Consider the following 17,931-nt stretch of genomic DNA (forward strand, 5'->3'; position numbering starts at 1 on the left):
TGCTCTCCGGTCCTTGGTTTGTTGGGGTGCTACATGCGCGGCGCGGCGGGGTTAGTCAAGACAGAGCGCTGCGTTCGCGAATTGGGCGCGCCTCGATCACCACGAAGGCCTGCGCCCAGGGGTGGTCATCGGTTAGGGTGACGTGGATGATCGCCGCATGACCCTCGGGGGTCATATCGTTGAGCCGTTCCGCCGCCCAACCGGTCACATGCATCACTGGCTGGCCGGTTTTAAGGTTGGTGACAGCCATGTCCTTCCAGGAAATCCCCATACGAAGCCCGGTGCCCAGCGCCTTGGAGCACGCCTCTTTCGCGGCCCAGCGCTTGGCATAGGTGCCCGCGGTGTCGTGGCGGCGTTCGGCCTTGCGCTGTTCGATGTCGGTAAAAACACGGTTGCGAAACCGGTCACCAAACCGGTCGAGCGTGCCTTGAATGCGGTCTATGTTTGCGAGGTCTGTGCCGATGCCTAGGATCAAAGGTTATTTCCCGAGTTGTGTTTTTCTTAATCTGGACTTTAACGCCCCCTTCGCGCCCATCTGCACACACCACCGATTCACGAAATAAGTGAGAACAAAAAGAAAGAGAATTACCGCGACCATCAAGATTTTGCCGTCAGCTTGTGCAACCGATGAAAGAAACTGAATAAACTCAGCACCCATCAACAAGTATCCCCACACTAGTGACGTGATAGCTTCTGCTGCAATTGCAACAAAGATCGCCCTGCGTGCAAATCTGGTCACTTCTGATTGCGGTATCAACTCACCATACCTGTTTCCGTATTGCTGGCCTACAATCATTGCCGCAATCATTGGAGCGATTATCGAGATTCCGGATGATCCGATTTCGTAATTTAGAAACATCGCGATAAGGATCGCTAAAGCCGGGAAAGCCATTCGAATTCCGAAAAGCAATACTGTGTAGAGCGCCAGATTGGTCTTCTTCATGGTAACTCTGATATCCTGATTTTGTGTTCCAGATACATATTCAACGCCCGAAGCGTCGGCTTGTGAACTAAGAGCTAACGTTTACGACAACCGCACCGTCAAAATCTTGTAACTTGCCACCCCAAAGAACCCGGCAAAGGCAAAATCGAACCAGCGGCGGGCGCGACGGTAGGCGCGGACTGTGCGTTCGGAAGAGAAAAGGAATGCATAGCTGATGAAAATGAGCAGCGAGCCCGCGTAAAGTAGGCCGAAATAGCCAAGCAGCATCGACAAGCTGGCGTCATTCGGGGCAACGATGGCATAGATCGAGCCCCAGCTGAGGATCGCCTTGGGGTTGGTCAGGTGGATCGCCGCACCTTTGGCAAAGATGGTGCGTAGCGAGCCGGTGACCGGGTTGCCCAACGCCATCTCATCCGACGACAGCGCCCGTTTCAGGGCCTTGAGCGCCAGCCAGCCCAGATAGGCTACACCGACATAGCGGATTACTTCGAACACCCAGACATTGGCCAGCATGATCGCCGACAGGCCCAGCGCGGCGGCGATGCCCCAGGCAGCGGACCCCGCACAGATGCCCAGTGCAAAGACCAGACCGGCGCGGCGGCCTTCGTTCATTGCAGTTCCGGCGATGCCCATGGTTGCCGGACCGGGTGAGCCTCCGGCCATCAACCAGGCGATCCAGATTGCTATGAAACCCGAGGTTATCATCCCCGCGCCTCATCCATCAGGCGACGCATTTCCTGAATGGCGGGGGTCATGCCCAAAAAGATCGATTCGCCAATCAGAAAGTGACCAATGTTCAACTCGCGCACCTCGGGAAAAGCGGCGACAGGTTTGACCGTGTCGTATGTCAGACCATGTCCGGCATGCACTTCGAGGCCAAGCGAATGGGCAAAGGCGGACATATCGCGTAGGCCTTCCAGCTCTTGCGCTGCCTCATCCAGTTTGCCTTCGGCATGGGCGTCACAATAGGCGCCTGTGTGCAGTTCGATCACTTCGGCGCCGATGCGATGCGCGGCCTCGATCTGGCGACGGTCAGCGGCGATAAAGATCGACACGCGACAGCCCGCATCACGCAAAGGTGCAATGAAATGGGCCAGTTTGTTTTCCTCGCGCGCGACTTCCAGCCCGCCTTCGGTAGTCCGTTCCTCGCGCTTTTCGGGGACGATGCAGACCGCGTGCGGCTTATGGCGCAAAGCGATTTGTTGCATCTCGGGCGTGGCTGCCATTTCAAAATTCAGAGGTACCGAAAGAACCTCCATCAACCCGTCAATATCTGCGTCCGAAATATGCCTGCGATCTTCGCGCAGGTGGGCAGTAATGCCATCTGCACCGGCTTGCTCGGCCAGTGTGGCCGCGCGCAAAGGGTCGGGATAGACCCCACCACGTGCATTCCGCACTGTGGCCACATGGTCGATATTCACACCGAGACGCAAACGGTTCTCAGACATCCTTTGATTCCTTTCCCAAATCCTGGCTCGAGCCTAGTTGGTTTGACTCTGGAACGGCAGCCTCGGATTCAGCCAGACGTTTGATTTCTTCAAACTTCTTTTTGATCCTGTCGCGACGCCGCTGCTGATAGGTGTGGACCAGCGGCAGGCTGAGATAGTAGCAAACCACCCCAGCCAGCAATCCGGGAAGAATGCCGCCAATCAGGTACGGAAAGAAAACCTCGTCGTAGAAAATTCCCAGCCCGTGCCAGTCAGCTACCCGGTCAGTGAATACTGCAATCAGGTTGTCTTTGAGATCACCGATCGCATTGGCAAACTTCCCCATAAGCCCATGGGTGTCGCCCTCTTCAAACTCGGTGCCCAACAGGAAATGCCCGGTCTGAAGGCAAACCACCCCGATGGGCACATAGGTCAATGGGTTTCCGAAAAACGTACCGCTGAGTGCAGCCAGCATATTGCCGTTGAACAATCGCGCAGCCAGGGCGGCAATGCCAAAATGCAGCCCGTAAAAAGGTGTAAAGGCCGCAAACACTCCAAACCCTACCCCGCGGGCGATGCGTTCAGGTGAATCCGGCAATCGCCGAACGCGGTGTTTCACATAGTGAAAGGCCCGGGTCCAGCCACCACGAGGATAGACGAATTCCGATGCGATCTGGACAGGCGAGCGTCGATCTCGGCGCTTGAATACCACTCCTGATCACCCCTTCTCAGCCAGCCGCAACTGCGGATTTAGCTCTGTCTCTGAAACGTTCAACCGCTGCGACATCGCTTTCGGCCTCAAGCATCAACATCAACGAATGCAACTGCTCAAGGTCGCGCAGTTCAACGTTGACCAGCAGGCGGTAAAAATCCGGTTTGCGATCCACAAATTCTAGGTTCGAGATATTGGCCTTTTTCTCGCCGATCAATGTACAAATGCGACCCAGCACACCTGCGTCATTGCCAATCGTAACATCAATCGTTGCCCCGTAAACAGCCGGGTGAGTTCCCGAGTGCCAGTGCAGATCGACCCAGCGTTTGGGCTCACTCTCGTATTCGCTCAGGCGATCACAGTCGATTGCATGCACCACAACACCTTTGCCGCGATAGGTGATCCCGACGATCCGTTCACCCGGCAATGGCTGGCAGCAAGGGGCGCGGTCAAACTTCTGCCCCGGCTCAAGACCGATCACGGCCCGGCGCATCGGAATGGCATCACCATCATCCTGCGTCAGTTCCGGGTAGACGGCGCTGACCACATCATGGGCAGTTAGTTCTGCACTGCCCAGGCGCGCCAGCAGCTCATGCCGGTCTTTCAGGCGCAGATGCTTGGCAGCAGTGTCCAGCGCCTTGTCGGTCGCTTTGCGCCCGACATGTTCAAATCCCGATCGCGCGAGTTCTTTGCCCAGCTTGATGAACCGCTCTCGGTCAACCTCGCGCAGGGCGCGACGAATGGCTGTACGGGCTTTGCCGGTGACGGCAATTTCCAACCACGTGACTTGGGGAGTCTGACCGTCAGCTGTTATGATATCCACCGACTGCCCGTTCTTGATCCGGGTCCAAAGTGGCACGCGAATACCATCAACCTTGCCCCCCACACAGGCGTGCCCGATGCGCGTGTGGATGGCATAGGCAAAGTCGATCGGCGTCGCACCACGCGGCAGTTTCACCACATCCCCCTTAGGCGTGAAACAAAAGACCTGGTCCGAATACATCTCGAGCTTGACCGCCTCGAGGAAATCCTCGTGATCCTCTTCGCTGTCAAACTGCTCGGTCAGGTTGGCGATCCACTTAGCCGGGTCGACGGCAAAGGGGTTTTCCGAACGCACGCCATCCCGATAGGACCAGTGCGCGGCCACGCCGGTTTCGGCGACATCATGCATCTGACGGGTGCGGATCTGAACCTCGACCCGCTTGCCGTCACGGCCTGAAACGGTGGTGTGGATCGACCGGTAACCGTTCGATTTCGGCTGACTGATATAATCCTTGAACCGCCCTGGCACGGCGCGCCAACGCTGGTGGATCGCGCCAAGGGTTCGATAGCAGTCTTCTTCGCTTTGCGTAATGATGCGGAACCCGTAAATGTCGGACAGACGCGAGAACCCCTGGTCCTTTTCCTGCATTTTACGCCAAATCGAATAGGGTTTCTTGGCACGGCCAAAAACCTCGGCTTCAATCCCGGCCTTTTCAAGTTCGTGCCGCATGTCGCCGGTGATCCGGTGGATCACATCGCCCGTTTCGCGCTGCAGCGTGATGAAGCGGCGAATGATGGACTGGCGCCCTTCAGAGTTGAGAACGCGGAAGGCGAGGTCTTCCAGCTCTTCCCGCATCCATTGCATACCCATACGGCCTGCAAGCGGCGCGTAGATATCCATCGTCTCGCGCGCTTTGACGATCTGCTTTTCGGGCCGCATCGCCTTGATCGTGCGCATATTGTGCAGACGGTCTGCCAGCTTGACCAGAATGACCCGCAAATCCTTGGACATCGCCATGAACAGCTTGCGGAAGTTCTCGGCCTGTTTGGTTTCGCGGCTGGACAGCTGAAGGTTTGTCAGTTTGGTGACCCCATCAACCAGCTTGGCGACTTCTTCGCCAAACAGCTCAGACACTTTGCCGTAATTGGCCTTGGTGTCTTCGATCGTATCGTGCAGTAGCGCCGTGATAATAGTCGCATCATCCAGACGCTGTTCGGTCAGGATGGCGGCAACGGCAACAGGGTGGGTGAAATAGGGCTCGCCAGAATGGCGGAATTGCCCATCATGCATCTGCTTGCCGAACTCATAAGCTTTGGCAATGCGGTCTGCATTCGTCTTGGGATTGTAGTTGCGGACCAGCGCAATCAGGTCTTCAGCAGAAATCATCCGGTCCGCACCTTCATTTGTGGGGATTACCCCTGGCCTTGAGCCTCCATCAGAGCGCGCAGCAGCTTTTCTTCGGACATGTCGTCATCCGCAGGCTTGTCTGTTTCCGCACCCATCAGCAGCGCCATCTGGTCTTCTTCAGGCTCGTCGACCTCGATTTGGGTCTGGTTGGCCTCGATCAGCCGCTCGCGCAGCTCATCAGCGCTCTGGGTCTCGTCGGCGATCTCACGCAGAGAAACAACCGGGTTTTTGTCGTTGTCACGGTCAACGGTGATCGGACCACCGGCGGAAATCTCGCGCGCACGATGGGCGGCAAGCATCACCAGTTCAAACCGGTTCGGAACCTTGTCTACGCAATCTTCAACCGTCACGCGGGCCATGGGGCGCTCTCCGTTACTGAATCCATGTCAGGAAGAGGTTTATCTAAGGGCGAATCCCTGCCTTGACAAGCAGGAAATGCTGCAAATGCACCAATCATAACGGGGTAACTGCCGCAATATCGTCCGAAGGAAGCCCCGCAAGCATTTCCCTGACGGTCAGGTCCAGTATCGGATGCCGCCAATTCGGGGCAACATCCGCCATGGGAACAAGCACAAACGCACGATCCTGTACCCTTGGGTGCGGCAGGATCAACTGATCCGGCGCCTGCTGTTTCTGATCTTCGGGCGGCAGCGATAACCAGCTTTGAAAAACCTCGCGGCCGGGCAGAACCAGATCATCGTAACAGACCAGGTCCAGATCCAACGTCCGCATTCCCCAGCGCTGAATCCTCTCGCGCCCGTAATCATGTTCAATTCCATGCAATATCTGCAGCAACTCAATGGGTGACCTTTCAGTCTCGATCAACACGGCCGCATTCACATAGTCAGGGCCCGCGCCCTCAGGAAAACAAGGGGTCGCATAAAAGCGGCTTTCAGCCCGAATCAACAGCCCCTGGCGCAAAATCGCGTCAATGGCATGCCGTAGCGTCAGATGGGGCTCAAAACCTCTCACTTTGAGATTTGCACCGAGGGCAAGCACTGCTTTTGAGGTGGTTTTGCGCATCCTACTCCCTATATTCGGCGAATTGCATACTTGCGATACACCATAAAACCCCTAATTATGGGGATATCAATGCGCTGTATTTTCCCAAGACTCACTCACGTAACACGCAGCGCGCTGATTTGTACCGGAAGGACCTATTTATGTTTTATAAAGACGAACGGCTAGCGCTGTTCATCGACGGCTCGAATCTTTATGCAGCCGCAAAAGCACTGGGGTTTGACATTGACTATAAACTGCTGCGCCAGGAATTCATGCGCCGCGGTAAGATGCTCAGAGCTTTCTATTACACAGCGCTACTTGAAAATGACGAGTATTCGCCCATCCGTCCACTGGTTGATTGGCTGCATTACAATGGCTTCACCATGGTTACGAAACCGGCAAAAGAATACACCGACAGCATGGGGCGTCGGAAAGTCAAAGGTAACATGGATATCGAACTGACCGTCGATGCCATGGAGCTTGCACCACGTGTAGACCATATCGTGCTGTTTTCCGGCGATGGGGATTTCCGCCCGCTGATCGCAAGCCTGCAACGTCAGGGGGTACGCGTTTCTGTGGTGTCGACCATCCGCAGCCAGCCACCCATGATCTCGGACGAATTGCGCCGCCAGGCCGACAACTTCATCGAGCTGGAAGATCTCCGCGACGTGATCGGTCGCCCGCCGCGCGAAATGCCGATGGAACCGCGCACCGTTGCCGCAGGCGGGTAGTAACTGGCCCCAAAGCAAACTCGGTTGAAAATTAGCGCGGTCAGGGGAAACCCTGGCCGCGCTTTTTAAACAAAGATCAGGTGCTGAAAACACCCATTGGCTAGCATTGAACCATGTCGGATCAATGACATTGTCCTGACTGGACCATGGCCGTGAAAAGACTTACCTGTGTCGGTAAGGAGAACGCGACATGACCAAGCCCCCCCTGACCCTCTATCTCGCCGCCCCGCGCGGGTTCTGTGCTGGTGTCGACAGGGCCATAAAGATTGTCGAGATGGCGCTGCAGAAATGGGGTGCCCCGGTCTATGTTCGGCACGAGATTGTCCATAACAAATTCGTGGTCGATGGACTGCGTGCCAAAGGTGCGATCTTTGTCGATGAACTGGAAGACTGCCCCGACGATCGCCCAGTGATATTCTCGGCGCACGGGGTTCCCAAATCGGTACCCGCGACGGCGGCGCAGCGCCAGATGGTCTATGTCGACGCCACCTGCCCGCTGGTCTCCAAAGTCCATGTCGAAGCACAGCGCCACGCCGAAGCCGGGCTGCAGATGATCATGATCGGACATAAGGGCCATCCCGAAACTATCGGAACGATGGGACAGCTACCGGAAGGAGAGGTTTTGCTGGTCGAAACGGTTGCAGACGTTGCAGACGTCCAGGTCCGCGACCCTGACAAACTGGCCTTTGTCACTCAGACGACCCTGTCGGTTGACGATACAAAGGATATCATTGCAGCGCTTCAGACCCGATTTCCATCTATCGTCGGCCCTCACAAAGAAGATATCTGTTACGCCACAACCAACCGGCAAGAAGCAGTCAAGGTTGTGGCCCGGAAGTCCGATGCCCTGTTGGTTGTGGGGGCGCCGAATTCATCTAACTCACGCCGTTTGGTCGAGGTCGCGGCACGCGCGGGATGCAGCTATGCCCAACTGGTGCAGCGCGCGACCGACATCGACTGGCGCGCACTCGAAGGTATCTCTTCGATCGCTCTGACAGCAGGCGCTTCTGCCCCCGAGGTTCTGATCAACGAAGTTATTGATGCGTTCAGACAGCATTACGATGTGACGGTCGAAATGGTTGAAACAGCGACCGAGAATGTCGAATTCAAAGTCCCGCGCGTCCTGCGCCAACCCGCATGAGCGGCATACCAAGGGCGCCGCTGTTTCTGGGGTTGGCCGGGCTGATCCCCTTCATCTGGGGCGCTCTGACCTATCTGAACGACGATCTGAACGACTGGGGCCGACAGGCACTGGGCGCACGTTTTGTCGGTCCGTATATCCAGTTGTATTATGGGGCGATCATCCTCAGCTTTATGTCCGGCGTGCTGTGGGGGTTTTCCAGTAAAACCTCTGGCAGCAAGGCCGCGACCTGTTATGCGCTGTCCACATTACCCGCCCTGTGGGCCTTTCTGAAAACCGGCAGCGGGCCTGTCAGCACTGGCACAAATCTGATGTGGGGGTTTGGCGGGCTACTGGTGTTGGATGCCATCTTTTCGTATTGGCGGCTAACACCAGTCTGGTGGATGCGGTTGCGCATTTTGCTGACCGCAGTCGTATTGGCCTGCCTTGCCGTCGGAGTCTATCTGTGAGCGATCCCAAAACCATCAACGCCTATACCAACAACGTGGCCGAATACCTCAAGGTTCCTCTACCACCGGAGCAGCTGACATCGCGTCAGGAATTCGCCGATGCCGTCGGTCAGGGGCTTGTGCTGGATCTGGGCTCGGGCCCCGGGTCGGACAGCGCGTTCTTTCTGCGTCAGGGTCTGAGCGTGCGCGCATTGGATGCGACGCCCGCTTTTGTTGACTATGCGCGCGCCAATGGCGTGGACGCGCATCTGGGTACTTTCGACGACGTGACCGAAGTGGCCGCATATGACGGCATCTACGCCAGCTTCTCGCTGCTGCACGCGCCCCGCAAGGATTTCCCACGCCATTTGGTGGCCATCCACCGGGCGCTGAAACCGCAGGGCGTTTTTTTCCTGGGCCTCAAACTGGGCACGGGCGAACATCGCGATCATCTGGATCGCTATTATAGCTACTTCTCGCAGGCCGAGATCGAGGAGGCCCTGGCAGATGCCGGCTTTACCATCGACGGGATTAGGACCGGGATCGGCAAAGGTCTGGCGGGTTCTTACGATGGCTTCATTCTGGTGCTGGCCCATGCCTGAACTGTTTGCCTATACTGACGGTGCTTGTTCCGGCAATCCAGGCCCGGGTGGCTGGGGCGTGTTGCTGCGTGCAATGGAAGGCGACACCGTCCTGAAACAGCGTGAACTGAGCGGCGGCGAAGCTGAAACCACCAACAACCGAATGGAACTGCTGGCCGCGATCAGCGCGCTTGAAACGCTTGAACGTGCCTCTAAAATCACCGTAATCACTGACAGCGCCTATGTGAAAAACGGCGTCACCGGTTGGATCTTCGGCTGGAAAAAGAATGGCTGGAAGACCTCGAACAAGAAGCCGGTTAAGAATGTCGATCTGTGGCAACGGCTGGATGAGGCGCAGATGCGCCATGATGTGACTTGGGAATGGGTCAAGGGCCATGCGGGTCACCCGGAAAACGAAAAGGCCGATGAACTTGCCCGCGCAGGCATGGCCCCATTCAAACCAAAGAAGGCACAGACATGAGCGGTTTGGACCTGCTCGATTATGCCTCGGTTCTGGTTTTTGCGCTGACTGGCGCATTGGTCGCCAGTCGCGCGCAGCTTGATCTTGTAGGGTTTGCCTTTATCGCCTGCCTGACCGCCGTTGGCGGCGGCACGGTGCGTGACCTGCTGTTGGATCGGAATCCGGTGTTCTGGGTTGGCCAGCCCAGCTATGTCCTGATGGCCTGCAGTGCGGCGGTGCTTGTGTTCTTTACAGCCCATCTGGTCGAAAGCCGATATAACTGGCTGGTTTGGTTGGACAGTTTCGCCCTGTCCATTGCAGTAGCTGCCGGCACGGGCGTCGCATTATCCTTGGACCAATCCGGCACGATCGTGGTGTTGATGGGTGTCACCACCGGATGCTTTGGTGGCCTGATGCGGGACGTGGTCTGCAACGAGGTTCCGCTGGTGCTGAAACAGGGTGAGCTTTATGTGTCTTGCGCCCTTGCAGGCTCGGTAGCGGCCGTTATTGCCAAACGGATGGGGTTCGAGGAGCTGACCGTGCTTGCCGCCTGCGCCCTGATCTGCTGGGCATTGCGGGCAGGATCGCTGCTGTTCGGCTGGAAACTGCCCGTCTACAAAAGCCGCCCGCCACGCAGTCGCCCTTGATCAAGGCTTAGCAGCGCATATAGGTCTGCCAGATCCAGATCACCAGAAGCGCGCCCAGCACAGCGCCGATGAACCCGGACAGCCAGCCCATCATCGTGACCAATGCCCGCAGGAGAAACCCACCTACCAAGGCACCAATGATACCGATCAGCATGGTGGTGGGAATATCTGCCTCAATCCGCATCAGGCGGGTGGCCAGAAAACCCGCAGCGGCGCCGATGACGATCAGGGCGATGAGGGGCATGTCACTTCCTCCAATGGGTCGGAACGATGATCAGCGCCCCGACAGAGGACAGCACTGCATCCAGACCGGGCGGGCCAAAGCTGACCCCGAACATGATGCGCACGAAATAGAACAGGAATGCACCACCTACGCAGATGATGATCGACTGCAGAATGCCATTATGGGTAAAGCCGGATTTCTCGGACAGATAGCCGACAATCCCAGCAATAACGACAGTCCCCATCAGGATCATGAACATGGCGGCCTACTCCGATGACAGGCGGGTACCAACGGCAATCGGCCACCCCCGCAGAAAAGTTTCCCTATCCTGCGCCCCTTTACCCGCCCGTTGCAAGCGCAGCAGCTCGATCGCGTCATCGTCACAGGCAACCTTCAGTTGGTCGTCAAGAACCTCTCCTGCAACACCCTGCCCCTCAGCTAATTTGGAACCAAGCAGCTTGATCCGCTCGCCATTCATCTCGGTCCAGGCGCCGGGAAAGGGGGACAGGCCACGGATCTGACGGTCAATTTCGACCGCGGGTCTGGCCCAGTCAACACGCGCCTCAGCCTTGTCGATCTTGGCGGCATAGGTCACGCCGTCGTCGGTTTGAGGCTCGGGCGTCAGGTTCGGCAGTTTGGACAGTGCCTCGACGATCAGAGAAGCGCCCATTTCGGACAGCCGGTCATGCAACTGCCCTGTGGTCTCCCGCGCACCAATGTCAGTGGCCCGCCGCAACAGGACTGGCCCGGTATCCAGACCAGCCTCCATCTGCATGATGCAAATACCGGTCTGCGCATCACCCGCCATGATCGCCCGATGGATCGGAGCGGCCCCGCGCCAACGCGGCAACAGGCTTGCATGAATGTTCAGACATCCCTGCGATGGCGCATCCAGAATCGGTTGGGGCAGCAACAGGCCATAGGCCACGACGACAGCCACATCCGCATTCAACGCGGCAAAGGCGTCCTGTTCTTCCGCCGATTTCAATGAGACCGGATGCCGAACGGTCAGTCCCAATGCCTCGGCCCGAGCATGAACGGGGGTTGGACGATCCTTTTTGCCTCTGCCCGCTGGGCGCGGAGGCTGGCAGTAGACGGCGGCAACCTCATGCCCCGCATCAATCAGCGCGTCCAGCACCGGAACCGAGAAATCGGGTGTCCCCATAAAGATCAGCCGCATGCCTACCCCAGCTTTTTAGCTTTGCGCAGCAGAATGTCGCGTTTGACCTTGCTGAGCCTGTCGAAATACATCTGCCCGTTTAGATGGTCGATCTGGTGCTGCACGCTGGTGGCTTCGATCCCGACAAAGTCACGGCGGTCGATGATGCCTTTTTCGTTGAGAAACTTTACCGTCACTGCCCGGGGACGTTTCACCTTGGCCGACACGCCAGGCAAGTTTGGGCTGGCTTCTTCATGCTCGCGCAATTCGACCGATCTGTGCAGGATCTCAGGGTTTGCCAGCAGCACAGCCCGCCCCCGCTCGGTCGAGCCATCGACCACCGCCAGCCGCAGCATGACGCCGATCTGCGGTGCGGCAAGGCCCACGCCGGGCATCGCCTCCATTGTGTCGATCATGTCATCCCAGATGGCACGAACCTCGTCAGTAATTTCGGTGATATCTTCGGCTTTGGTCCGCAGGCGCTTATCAGGCCATGGCAGGCAGGTACGAACGGTCATTCGCGCGCCTGCTCGCGTTTCAGCTTTTGCATTTTTCGGGTGATCATCTGGCGTTTCATAGGCTTGAGATAGTCGATGAACAGCTTCCCGTTCAGGTGGTCAATCTCATGCTGGACACAGGTTGCCCAAAGGCCATCGAATGTTTCCCGCTGCGCGTTGCCATCACGATCGATCCAAGCCACGTCCACGACCTTTGGGCGCGTGACTTCGGCGAATTGTTCGGGGATCGAAAGACAACCTTCTTCATAGACATTCGTCTCGTCCGACGATGCGACCACTTCGGGGTTGAACATGATCAGCGGGCGCGGTGCCTCGCCCTCTTCCTTGACACAGTCCATAACAATCAGCCGGTCCAGCATCCCAATCTGAGGCGCTGCCAGCCCGATACCAGGCGCATCATACATCGTCTCAAGCATGTCATCAGCCAGCTGGCGCAATTCGTCCGTCAGATCCACCACAGGAGAGCAGATCTTTTTCAGGCGGGGGTCGGGATGGATCAGTATATTGCGTTTCATGAGGTTGATTTAGGCCATCACGCCCTAAGCCGCAACGCCCCCCTTGCACCTGCCGAATATGCGGCTAGCTTTCATCCGGACAGATGGAGCAGATATGACATTCAACGACCTGATCGACCGCCGCGGCACCAACAGTACGAAATGGGACAAGCTTGAAAAGCTGTATGGCCTTTCGCCGGATGACGGTCTGGCAATGTGGACGGCCGATTCCGACTATTCTACGGCGCCTTGTGTGATCGACGCTGTGCGTAACGCGGCGGATCACGGTGTTTTCGGATATTCCTGGATGCACCCGGACTACCTGAATTCCGTCCAATGGTGGATGAAGAACCGCCACGGGTGGGAGATCGATTCTGATTGGATTCTGACGTCGCAGGGTCTGGGAAATGCGATTGCACTCTGCCTCGATGTCTGGACCAGTCCGGGCGACGGAGTGGTCATCTCTACACCCGTCTACCATGAGTTTGCACATAAGGTGAACAAGTCAGGTCGGCGCGTGGTGGAATGCCCCTTGATGCGCGACGGCGACGGCTATGGCCTTGATCTGGAAGACGCGCAGTCGCGGCTGGACGGAACCGAGAAGTTGCTTTTGTGGTGCTCGCCTCAGAACCCCTCGGGCCGGGTCTGGACGCCAGAAGAATTGCGCGCAGTCGCGGCATTTGCGGAACGGAACAGCCTTATTCTGGTATCGGACGAGATTCACCACGATCTGGTCTATCCCGGCACGACCTTTGTTCCGATGGATGTCGCCGCGCCGGATGCGCGGCCCTGGACCGTGACACTGACGGCAGCGTCCAAGACTTTCAACATCGCCGGTCAACGGACGGGGAATATGATCATCCCCGACCCGGACCTGCGCGCTGCGATGCGTCACCGAATCCAGACACTGGACTATGACCCCAGCGCATTGGGAGTCGCAATGATCACCGCTGCTTATTCGCCTGAAGGGGCCGCTTGGGTGGATGAACAGATCGCCCATCTTGATAGCAACCGAAAAATCTTTGACGCTGCAATCGCAGAAATCCCTGGCCTGTGGTCAATGCCCTTACAGGCAACCTATCTGGCTTGGATTGATTTCTCGGGCACCGGAATGGACCAAGCAGAATTTACCCGGCGTCTGCGCGAGGATGCAAAAATCGCCACCTCGCCCGGCCCCGGCTTTGGTGCGGGCGGAGAGACATTCGAGCGGTTCAATCTTGCGACGCAACGCGGGCGTGTTGAAGAGGCCAGCAAACGGCTGAAACACGCGTTTTCCGATCTGCAATAGCGGGATGCCCATCGGCAGACCCGATGGGCAAAAGCCTAGTCCTTGTTTCCAAGCAGCGCGATGGGCGCGTCCGGAGATCGATAGAAATCCAATGGGGCCTTGTCGGAGGCGGCCGTGCTGCGCTTGAATTCATAACGCATTTCGCCTGCCTCACATTCATCGGCAATGATCAGGCATTGATATAAGTGACGCGCGCCATCGTAGATATCGACCAAACCGCGCAATCGAGGCGTGGTCGCGGCCTCTACGGTGAAGCCATCCTTCCACAATCGGAGAATTTTGTAGGTATTGTCACCCAATTCGACACGAAGTCGGCTGGTTTTCTTCAGACTCGCGATTCGCGCAGCATCCAATTCGGCGCTGATTTCTTTGGAAACATAGGTACTCATATCAAAACTCCCCCGCAGCGGACTCTATTTTGGAACGTAGACTGTAAAAATCCAGTGAAGCCGATCATTCAACGCGGTCGAATCCAAACCTGTTGCACGGAAATCCCATTCCAACCTGTGCGAAAACGCAGGCACAATGCGCGGCGGCTCGCATAGGATCAGTCCCCTTCAAAGCGTATGTTCCGGGAAACCGCATTACGGAGGATTCAAGCATGGGCCTATTGGTCGACGGCAAATGGCACGACACATGGTATGATACCAAATCCACAGGCGGCGCCTTCAAGCGTAGCGCGGCGCAATTTCGCAACTGGTTGACCGCTGATGGCAGCGCCGGACCCTCGGGCACGGGCGGCTTCAAAGCCGAACCTGACCGGTACCATCTTTATGTCAGCCATGCCTGCCCCTGGGCCCACAGGACACTGATATTCCGCGAACTGAAAGAGCTGTCCGATCTGATCCCGGTTTCGGTCGTACACCCAGACATGCTGAACAAGGGATGGACATTTGCAACCGACGAACACGGGGCGGCGGGCGACGTACTGTACGGAATGGACTATGCCCACCAAATCTATACCAAGGCTGACCCGACCTATTCGGGGCGCGTAACCGTTCCAATCCTGTGGGACAAGGAACAGGAAACCATCGTCTCGAACGAAAGTTCGGAAATCATCCGGATGTTCAACTCGGCCTTTGACGGGATCACCGGGAACACCGATGATTACTGGCCCGAGGCAATGCGTGACGAAATCGAACAGGTCAATGCCCGCATCTATTCCGACATCAATAACGGGGTCTACAAATCCGGCTTTGCCACCAGCCAGGCGGCGTATGACGCAGCCGTTGGCCCGCTCTTTGACACGCTGGACTGGCTCGAAGACCGGCTGTCCACCAGCCGCTATCTGATGGGCGACCGCATCACCGAGGCCGACTGGCGGTTGTTCACCACGCTGATCCGGTTTGATCCGGTCTACCATCTGCATTTCAAATGCAACCGGCGGCGTCTGATCGACTATCCCAACCTGTGGGCCTATACCCGCGAGCTGTACCAGTGGCCGGGTGTTGCGCGGACCGTGAACTTAAACCATATCGTGCGCCACTATCACTACAGCCATGAGAGCATTAACCCGCACCGGATCATCCCGACGAACCCGATCCTGAACTATCTGGAGCCCCATGGGCGCGATCAGCGCCCCGCCGCGTAATGCTCAACCATCGCCGCCAAATCCTCTGGCGGCGTGCCGCTTTGCACATAGGCGCAGGCATTCGGGCTATGGGCAAAGATCGAGCCATCCGAAAAGAAAGTGGTGTTGGTCACGAAAATCACACGGGCCTCGGGCCTGCGATAGCTGGCAAAGTCTGCCACGGCCAAAGCGCTGCCGGTCTCCAGCACCAAATCCAGAACGATGATTTCAAACTCGGCCCCATACAGGGCGAGGATTGCATCCTCCTGACCGGCCACAAGCGTGACATCGGCACCCTGGCGTTCAAGATGCCTTTTCCAAACCCGACCTAAATCGGGGTTACTCTCAACAATCAATACATTCATTCTCAACAACCTCGGCACATTTATGGTGAGTGGTGCCGACCCCTAAGGTTTGTGTTCACGCCAATTCATTAACAAAGTGTTAACCGAGCCGGAGCACGCCCCTGATCACGCGGATTTGCTTGTAAAACTGGCAGAAATCCGCTTGAAACAGGCAAAATTTGGTGATTCCGGCGAGGGGCCCGATGGCGCGCGAAAATAGAGATTTGAATCCGCGGGCCGCTCGGGACCATGGCGGTGGGCTGGATGGGGCCATGTCAGTTTATGGCGGTAAGCGAACCGATTGGATCGACCTGTCCACCGGAATCAATCCGGTTCCATACGAGGTTGCCGGGCTCACCCCATCGGATTGGATGGAATTGCCCGACCATGGCGCATTTGAACGGCTGGCCGATGCGGCCCGCAGTTTCTGGTCAGTTCCCGAGGGTGCAGAGATCCTGCCTGCGCCCGGCGCATCTGCTCTGATCGCCCGCATTCCTGCGCTGGCTGCAACCGGCCGGGTTCAGATTACCACTCCGACCTATAACGAACATGCCGCCGCCTTTGCCGTGCAGGGCTGGACGCTACAGAACTCCGGCCCAGTTGAGGCACGCGTGATCGTGCACCCCAACAACCCAGATGGGCGCATCTGGAGCGTGGGCGATGTGGATGCCCCCCTGACGATTATCGACGAGAGCTTTTGCGACGTCACGCCCGATGCCTCGCTGATCCATCTTGCCGACCGGCCCGGAGTTATCGTGCTGAAAAGCTTTGGCAAGTTTTGGGGGCTGGCGGGGCTACGGCTGGGATTTGCCATCGCACGCTCCGGTCTGATCGCACGTTTGAACGATCTGACCGGGCCTTGGGCGGTCTCAGGTCCCGCCTTGCGGATCGGAGAGCAAGCGCTGCGCGACACGGCCTGGGCTGACGAGACCCGCCTGCTTTTGGCGGCCGATGCCGCCCGGATGGATCGGATGGTAACGCAGAAAGGCGCGCAGCTGATCGGCGGCACCAGCCTGTTCCGGCTCTATCAGGTCGACGACGCCAGTGCCTGGCAAGACCGTCTGGCCCGCGCACATATCTGGAGTCGTGTATTCCCCTATTCGCAAACCTATCTGCGCCTTGGCCTGCCACCGGCAGATGGCTGGGCGCGGCTTGAGGCGGCCCTGTGAGCACCGCCTTTATCTTGGTCTGCGCCATGTGTCTGGATGCGGCACTGGGCGAGCCGGATTGGCTGTGGTCGCGCATCCGGCACCCCGCCGTTATGATTGGTAAACTCATCGAGTGGCTTGACGACCGCCTGAACCATGACTCGTACCGTCGCCTTAAGGGCATAGCTGTTGCCGCGCTGCTGGTCGCAGGTGCCGCTGGGCTTGGGGGGCTTCTGTCTTTGCTTGGCCCGATCATCGGCACCATCATCTGCGCTGTGCTGTTGGCACAAAAATCGCTGGTGGAACATGTTCGCGCTGTTGGCGAGGGTTTGCAGACCTCGCTGGTCGATGGGCGCGCGAAGGTCGCCATGATCGTGTCACGCGACACCAAGGACATGACCGAAGCACAGGTCGCCCGATCCGCGATCGAGAGCGCGGCTGAAAACCTCAGCGACGGAGTCATCGCGCCGGCCTTCTGGTTTCTGGTGGGTGGCCTGCCAGGGCTTCTGGTCTACAAGGCGATCAATACCGCCGACAGCATGGTCGGCTATCGCACGGATAAATACCGTGATTTCGGATGGGCAGCTGCGCGGTTGGACGATGTCCTGAACCTGGTCCCCGCACGACTGACCTTTCTATTGATCGTCATCTTGTCAAACCAATGGGCGAAATGGGAGCAGATGGTGGGCGATGCGCGCCGCCATATCTCTCCCAACGCTGGCTGGCCCGAGGCGGCAATGGCACGCGCGCTGAGCGTGGCCCTTGCCGGGCCGCGCAGCTATGACGGGCAGCTCAGGGATCTGGCTTGGGTCAACGGCGAGGCCCCGCGCGACATCGGCGCGCCAGAGGTTTTCCGCGCATGCGACATGCTTTGGAGGATATGGGGGCTTGCGCTTGGCCTCGTGTCAGTGTGGGTTGGGGTCAGCTTCATAATCTGACGGACCT

The 17,931-nt window shown here is 57.7% G+C and carries 25 protein-coding genes; 10 read left to right on the forward strand and 15 right to left on the reverse strand.

Annotated features, from left to right (window positions below; all coding sequences use genetic code 11):
• Positions 1 to 55: 55 nt before the first annotated feature.
• The 8 genes from acpS to folK form a co-directional block, all read right to left on the reverse strand.
• Complete coding sequence (acpS, locus tag AC2FHW_RS11925; RefSeq protein WP_271951349.1) at positions 56 to 475, reverse strand: holo-ACP synthase; 420 nt, start codon at positions 473 to 475, stop codon at positions 56 to 58.
• A gap of 3 nt (positions 476 to 478) precedes the next feature.
• Entirely contained in the window at positions 479 to 943 is a 465-nt protein-coding gene (locus AC2FHW_RS11930) for an ABZJ_00895 family protein (RefSeq protein ID WP_281973501.1), read from the reverse strand.
• 81 nt (positions 944 to 1,024) lie between these two features.
• Positions 1,025 to 1,648, reverse strand: coding sequence for a LysE family translocator (locus AC2FHW_RS11935; RefSeq protein WP_271951355.1), 624 nt, complete (start codon positions 1,646 to 1,648; stop codon positions 1,025 to 1,027).
• Positions 1,645 to 2,391, reverse strand: coding sequence for a pyridoxine 5'-phosphate synthase (locus AC2FHW_RS11940; RefSeq protein WP_142639241.1), 747 nt, complete (start codon positions 2,389 to 2,391; stop codon positions 1,645 to 1,647). Before AC2FHW_RS11940 ends, AC2FHW_RS11935 begins: the two co-directional genes overlap by 4 nt.
• The gene (locus AC2FHW_RS11945) at positions 2,384 to 3,082 is read right to left on the reverse strand and encodes a DUF2062 domain-containing protein (RefSeq protein ID WP_142639238.1); all 699 of its coding nucleotides are present in this window, start codon (positions 3,080 to 3,082) and stop codon (positions 2,384 to 2,386) included. Before AC2FHW_RS11945 ends, AC2FHW_RS11940 begins: the two co-directional genes overlap by 8 nt.
• A 16-nt stretch (positions 3,083 to 3,098) precedes the next feature.
• Complete coding sequence (locus tag AC2FHW_RS11950) at positions 3,099 to 5,231, reverse strand: RelA/SpoT family protein (RefSeq protein WP_496821966.1); 2,133 nt, start codon at positions 5,229 to 5,231, stop codon at positions 3,099 to 3,101.
• Between the two features lie 26 nt (positions 5,232 to 5,257).
• The gene (gene rpoZ / locus AC2FHW_RS11955; RefSeq protein ID WP_142639234.1) at positions 5,258 to 5,611 is read right to left on the reverse strand and encodes a DNA-directed RNA polymerase subunit omega; all 354 of its coding nucleotides are present in this window, start codon (positions 5,609 to 5,611) and stop codon (positions 5,258 to 5,260) included.
• A gap of 94 nt (positions 5,612 to 5,705) precedes the next feature.
• Entirely contained in the window at positions 5,706 to 6,275 is a 570-nt protein-coding gene (gene folK, locus AC2FHW_RS11960; protein ID WP_496821968.1) for a 2-amino-4-hydroxy-6-hydroxymethyldihydropteridine diphosphokinase, read from the reverse strand.
• A 140-nt stretch (positions 6,276 to 6,415) separates the two neighbouring features.
• Here folK and AC2FHW_RS11965 point away from each other — a divergent pair, with 140 nt between their 5' ends.
• The 6 genes from AC2FHW_RS11965 to AC2FHW_RS11990 all read left to right on the forward strand — a co-directional run bounded on the left by AC2FHW_RS11965 (position 6,416) and on the right by AC2FHW_RS11990 (position 10,242).
• Positions 6,416 to 6,985, forward strand: coding sequence for a LabA-like NYN domain-containing protein (locus tag AC2FHW_RS11965; protein ID WP_142639223.1), 570 nt, complete (start codon positions 6,416 to 6,418; stop codon positions 6,983 to 6,985).
• Between the two features lie 190 nt (positions 6,986 to 7,175).
• Positions 7,176 to 8,126: a 4-hydroxy-3-methylbut-2-enyl diphosphate reductase gene (gene ispH / locus AC2FHW_RS11970; protein ID WP_271951367.1), complete on the forward strand. Its 951-nt coding sequence runs from the start codon at positions 7,176 to 7,178 to the stop codon at positions 8,124 to 8,126.
• Positions 8,123 to 8,575, forward strand: a complete 453-nt coding sequence (locus tag AC2FHW_RS11975) for a DUF3429 domain-containing protein (protein WP_282022242.1) — start codon at positions 8,123 to 8,125, stop codon at positions 8,573 to 8,575. The genes ispH and AC2FHW_RS11975 overlap by 4 nt, the downstream gene beginning before the upstream one ends.
• Positions 8,572 to 9,156 carry a class I SAM-dependent DNA methyltransferase gene (locus AC2FHW_RS11980; protein WP_282022241.1) on the forward strand — a complete coding sequence of 195 codons (585 nt, stop codon included), beginning with the start codon at positions 8,572 to 8,574 and terminating at the stop codon, positions 9,154 to 9,156. Before AC2FHW_RS11975 ends, AC2FHW_RS11980 begins: the two co-directional genes overlap by 4 nt.
• Entirely contained in the window at positions 9,149 to 9,616 is a 468-nt protein-coding gene (gene rnhA, locus AC2FHW_RS11985; RefSeq protein ID WP_142639217.1) for a ribonuclease HI, read from the forward strand. Before AC2FHW_RS11980 ends, rnhA begins: the two co-directional genes overlap by 8 nt.
• On the forward strand, positions 9,613 to 10,242 hold the full coding sequence (locus tag AC2FHW_RS11990; RefSeq protein WP_142639216.1) for a trimeric intracellular cation channel family protein: 630 nt from the start codon (positions 9,613 to 9,615) through the stop codon (positions 10,240 to 10,242). Before rnhA ends, AC2FHW_RS11990 begins: the two co-directional genes overlap by 4 nt.
• 7 nt (positions 10,243 to 10,249) lie before the next feature.
• Here the strand turns inward: AC2FHW_RS11990 and AC2FHW_RS11995 are convergent, their stop codons facing one another.
• Genes AC2FHW_RS11995 through def (AC2FHW_RS12015) form a run of 5 tightly spaced genes read right to left on the reverse strand, consistent with a single transcriptional unit; the run spans position 10,250 to position 12,657 of the window.
• Entirely contained in the window at positions 10,250 to 10,486 is a 237-nt protein-coding gene (locus AC2FHW_RS11995; RefSeq protein WP_496821970.1) for a GlsB/YeaQ/YmgE family stress response membrane protein, read from the reverse strand.
• A 1-nt stretch (position 10,487) separates the two neighbouring features.
• Entirely contained in the window at positions 10,488 to 10,724 is a 237-nt protein-coding gene (locus tag AC2FHW_RS12000) for a hypothetical protein (protein WP_271951377.1), read from the reverse strand.
• A 6-nt stretch (positions 10,725 to 10,730) separates the two neighbouring features.
• A complete protein-coding gene (gene fmt, locus AC2FHW_RS12005; RefSeq protein ID WP_496678768.1) occupies positions 10,731 to 11,645 on the reverse strand; it encodes a methionyl-tRNA formyltransferase in 915 nt (304 codons plus the stop codon).
• Between the two features lie 2 nt (positions 11,646 to 11,647).
• Positions 11,648 to 12,142 carry a peptide deformylase gene (def, locus tag AC2FHW_RS12010; protein WP_496678766.1) on the reverse strand — a complete coding sequence of 165 codons (495 nt, stop codon included), beginning with the start codon at positions 12,140 to 12,142 and terminating at the stop codon, positions 11,648 to 11,650.
• Positions 12,139 to 12,657: a peptide deformylase gene (gene def / locus AC2FHW_RS12015; RefSeq protein ID WP_271951383.1), complete on the reverse strand. Its 519-nt coding sequence runs from the start codon at positions 12,655 to 12,657 to the stop codon at positions 12,139 to 12,141. The genes def (AC2FHW_RS12010) and def (AC2FHW_RS12015) overlap by 4 nt, the downstream gene beginning before the upstream one ends.
• A 94-nt stretch (positions 12,658 to 12,751) precedes the next feature.
• On the opposite strand from def (AC2FHW_RS12015), the gene AC2FHW_RS12020 reads away from it, so the two are divergent.
• Complete coding sequence (locus tag AC2FHW_RS12020) at positions 12,752 to 13,924, forward strand: MalY/PatB family protein (protein ID WP_496821972.1); 1,173 nt, start codon at positions 12,752 to 12,754, stop codon at positions 13,922 to 13,924.
• Between the two features lie 35 nt (positions 13,925 to 13,959).
• Here AC2FHW_RS12020 and AC2FHW_RS12025 read toward each other — a convergent pair whose 3' ends face one another.
• Complete coding sequence (locus tag AC2FHW_RS12025; protein ID WP_142639206.1) at positions 13,960 to 14,313, reverse strand: hypothetical protein; 354 nt, start codon at positions 14,311 to 14,313, stop codon at positions 13,960 to 13,962.
• A 212-nt stretch (positions 14,314 to 14,525) separates the two neighbouring features.
• On the opposite strand from AC2FHW_RS12025, the gene AC2FHW_RS12030 reads away from it, so the two are divergent.
• Entirely contained in the window at positions 14,526 to 15,515 is a 990-nt protein-coding gene (locus tag AC2FHW_RS12030) for a glutathione S-transferase family protein (RefSeq protein WP_271951390.1), read from the forward strand.
• Here AC2FHW_RS12030 and AC2FHW_RS12035 read toward each other — a convergent pair.
• Complete coding sequence (locus tag AC2FHW_RS12035; RefSeq protein ID WP_271951393.1) at positions 15,497 to 15,859, reverse strand: response regulator transcription factor; 363 nt, start codon at positions 15,857 to 15,859, stop codon at positions 15,497 to 15,499. The two genes, AC2FHW_RS12030 and AC2FHW_RS12035, sit on opposite strands and share 19 nt — an antisense overlap.
• A gap of 182 nt (positions 15,860 to 16,041) precedes the next feature.
• Between AC2FHW_RS12035 and AC2FHW_RS12040 the strand changes: the two genes are divergently transcribed.
• Together AC2FHW_RS12040 and cbiB are read left to right on the forward strand one after the other, a co-directional pair.
• Complete coding sequence (locus AC2FHW_RS12040; protein WP_271951396.1) at positions 16,042 to 17,007, forward strand: threonine-phosphate decarboxylase; 966 nt, start codon at positions 16,042 to 16,044, stop codon at positions 17,005 to 17,007.
• Positions 17,004 to 17,924 (forward strand): adenosylcobinamide-phosphate synthase CbiB, encoded by a 921-nt coding sequence (gene cbiB, locus AC2FHW_RS12045; protein WP_271951399.1) that lies wholly within the window; start codon positions 17,004 to 17,006, stop codon positions 17,922 to 17,924. The genes AC2FHW_RS12040 and cbiB overlap by 4 nt, the downstream gene beginning before the upstream one ends.
• Positions 17,925 to 17,931: the final 7 nt, after the last annotated feature.

The sequence above is a fragment of the Ruegeria sp. YTSA108 genome (assembly GCF_059610185.1).

Bases quoted from the DNA above. Each gene is read 5' to 3' on its own strand.
- AC2FHW_RS11930 (WP_281973501.1), bottom strand. From the start codon at position 943: ATGAAGAAGACCAATCTGGCGCTCTACACAGTATTGCTTTTCGGAATT.
- AC2FHW_RS11935 (WP_271951355.1), bottom strand. From the start codon at position 1,648: ATGATAACCTCGGGTTTCATAGCAATCTGGATCGCCTGGTTGATGGCC.
- AC2FHW_RS11940 (WP_142639241.1), bottom strand. From the start codon at position 2,391: ATGTCTGAGAACCGTTTGCGTCTCGGTGTGAATATCGACCATGTGGCC.
- AC2FHW_RS11950 (WP_496821966.1), bottom strand. From the start codon at position 5,231: ATGATTTCTGCTGAAGACCTGATTGCGCTGGTCCGCAACTACAATCCC.
- rpoZ (WP_142639234.1), bottom strand. From the start codon at position 5,611: ATGGCCCGCGTGACGGTTGAAGATTGCGTAGACAAGGTTCCGAACCGG.
- folK (WP_496821968.1), bottom strand. From the start codon at position 6,275: ATGCGCAAAACCACCTCAAAAGCAGTGCTTGCCCTCGGTGCAAATCTC.
- AC2FHW_RS11965 (WP_142639223.1), top strand. From the start codon at position 6,416: ATGTTTTATAAAGACGAACGGCTAGCGCTGTTCATCGACGGCTCGAAT.
- ispH (WP_271951367.1), top strand. From the start codon at position 7,176: ATGACCAAGCCCCCCCTGACCCTCTATCTCGCCGCCCCGCGCGGGTTC.
- AC2FHW_RS11975 (WP_282022242.1), top strand. From the start codon at position 8,123: ATGAGCGGCATACCAAGGGCGCCGCTGTTTCTGGGGTTGGCCGGGCTG.
- rnhA (WP_142639217.1), top strand. From the start codon at position 9,149: ATGCCTGAACTGTTTGCCTATACTGACGGTGCTTGTTCCGGCAATCCA.
- AC2FHW_RS11990 (WP_142639216.1), top strand. From the start codon at position 9,613: ATGAGCGGTTTGGACCTGCTCGATTATGCCTCGGTTCTGGTTTTTGCG.
- AC2FHW_RS11995 (WP_496821970.1), bottom strand. From the start codon at position 10,486: ATGCCCCTCATCGCCCTGATCGTCATCGGCGCCGCTGCGGGTTTTCTG.
- AC2FHW_RS12000 (WP_271951377.1), bottom strand. From the start codon at position 10,724: ATGTTCATGATCCTGATGGGGACTGTCGTTATTGCTGGGATTGTCGGC.
- fmt (WP_496678768.1), bottom strand. From the start codon at position 11,645: ATGCGGCTGATCTTTATGGGGACACCCGATTTCTCGGTTCCGGTGCTG.
- def (WP_496678766.1), bottom strand. From the start codon at position 12,142: ATGACCGTTCGTACCTGCCTGCCATGGCCTGATAAGCGCCTGCGGACC.
- def (WP_271951383.1), bottom strand. From the start codon at position 12,657: ATGAAACGCAATATACTGATCCATCCCGACCCCCGCCTGAAAAAGATC.
- AC2FHW_RS12020 (WP_496821972.1), top strand. From the start codon at position 12,752: ATGACATTCAACGACCTGATCGACCGCCGCGGCACCAACAGTACGAAA.
- AC2FHW_RS12025 (WP_142639206.1), bottom strand. From the start codon at position 14,313: ATGAGTACCTATGTTTCCAAAGAAATCAGCGCCGAATTGGATGCTGCG.
- AC2FHW_RS12030 (WP_271951390.1), top strand. From the start codon at position 14,526: ATGGGCCTATTGGTCGACGGCAAATGGCACGACACATGGTATGATACC.
- AC2FHW_RS12035 (WP_271951393.1), bottom strand. From the start codon at position 15,859: ATGAATGTATTGATTGTTGAGAGTAACCCCGATTTAGGTCGGGTTTGG.
- AC2FHW_RS12040 (WP_271951396.1), top strand. From the start codon at position 16,042: ATGGCGCGCGAAAATAGAGATTTGAATCCGCGGGCCGCTCGGGACCAT.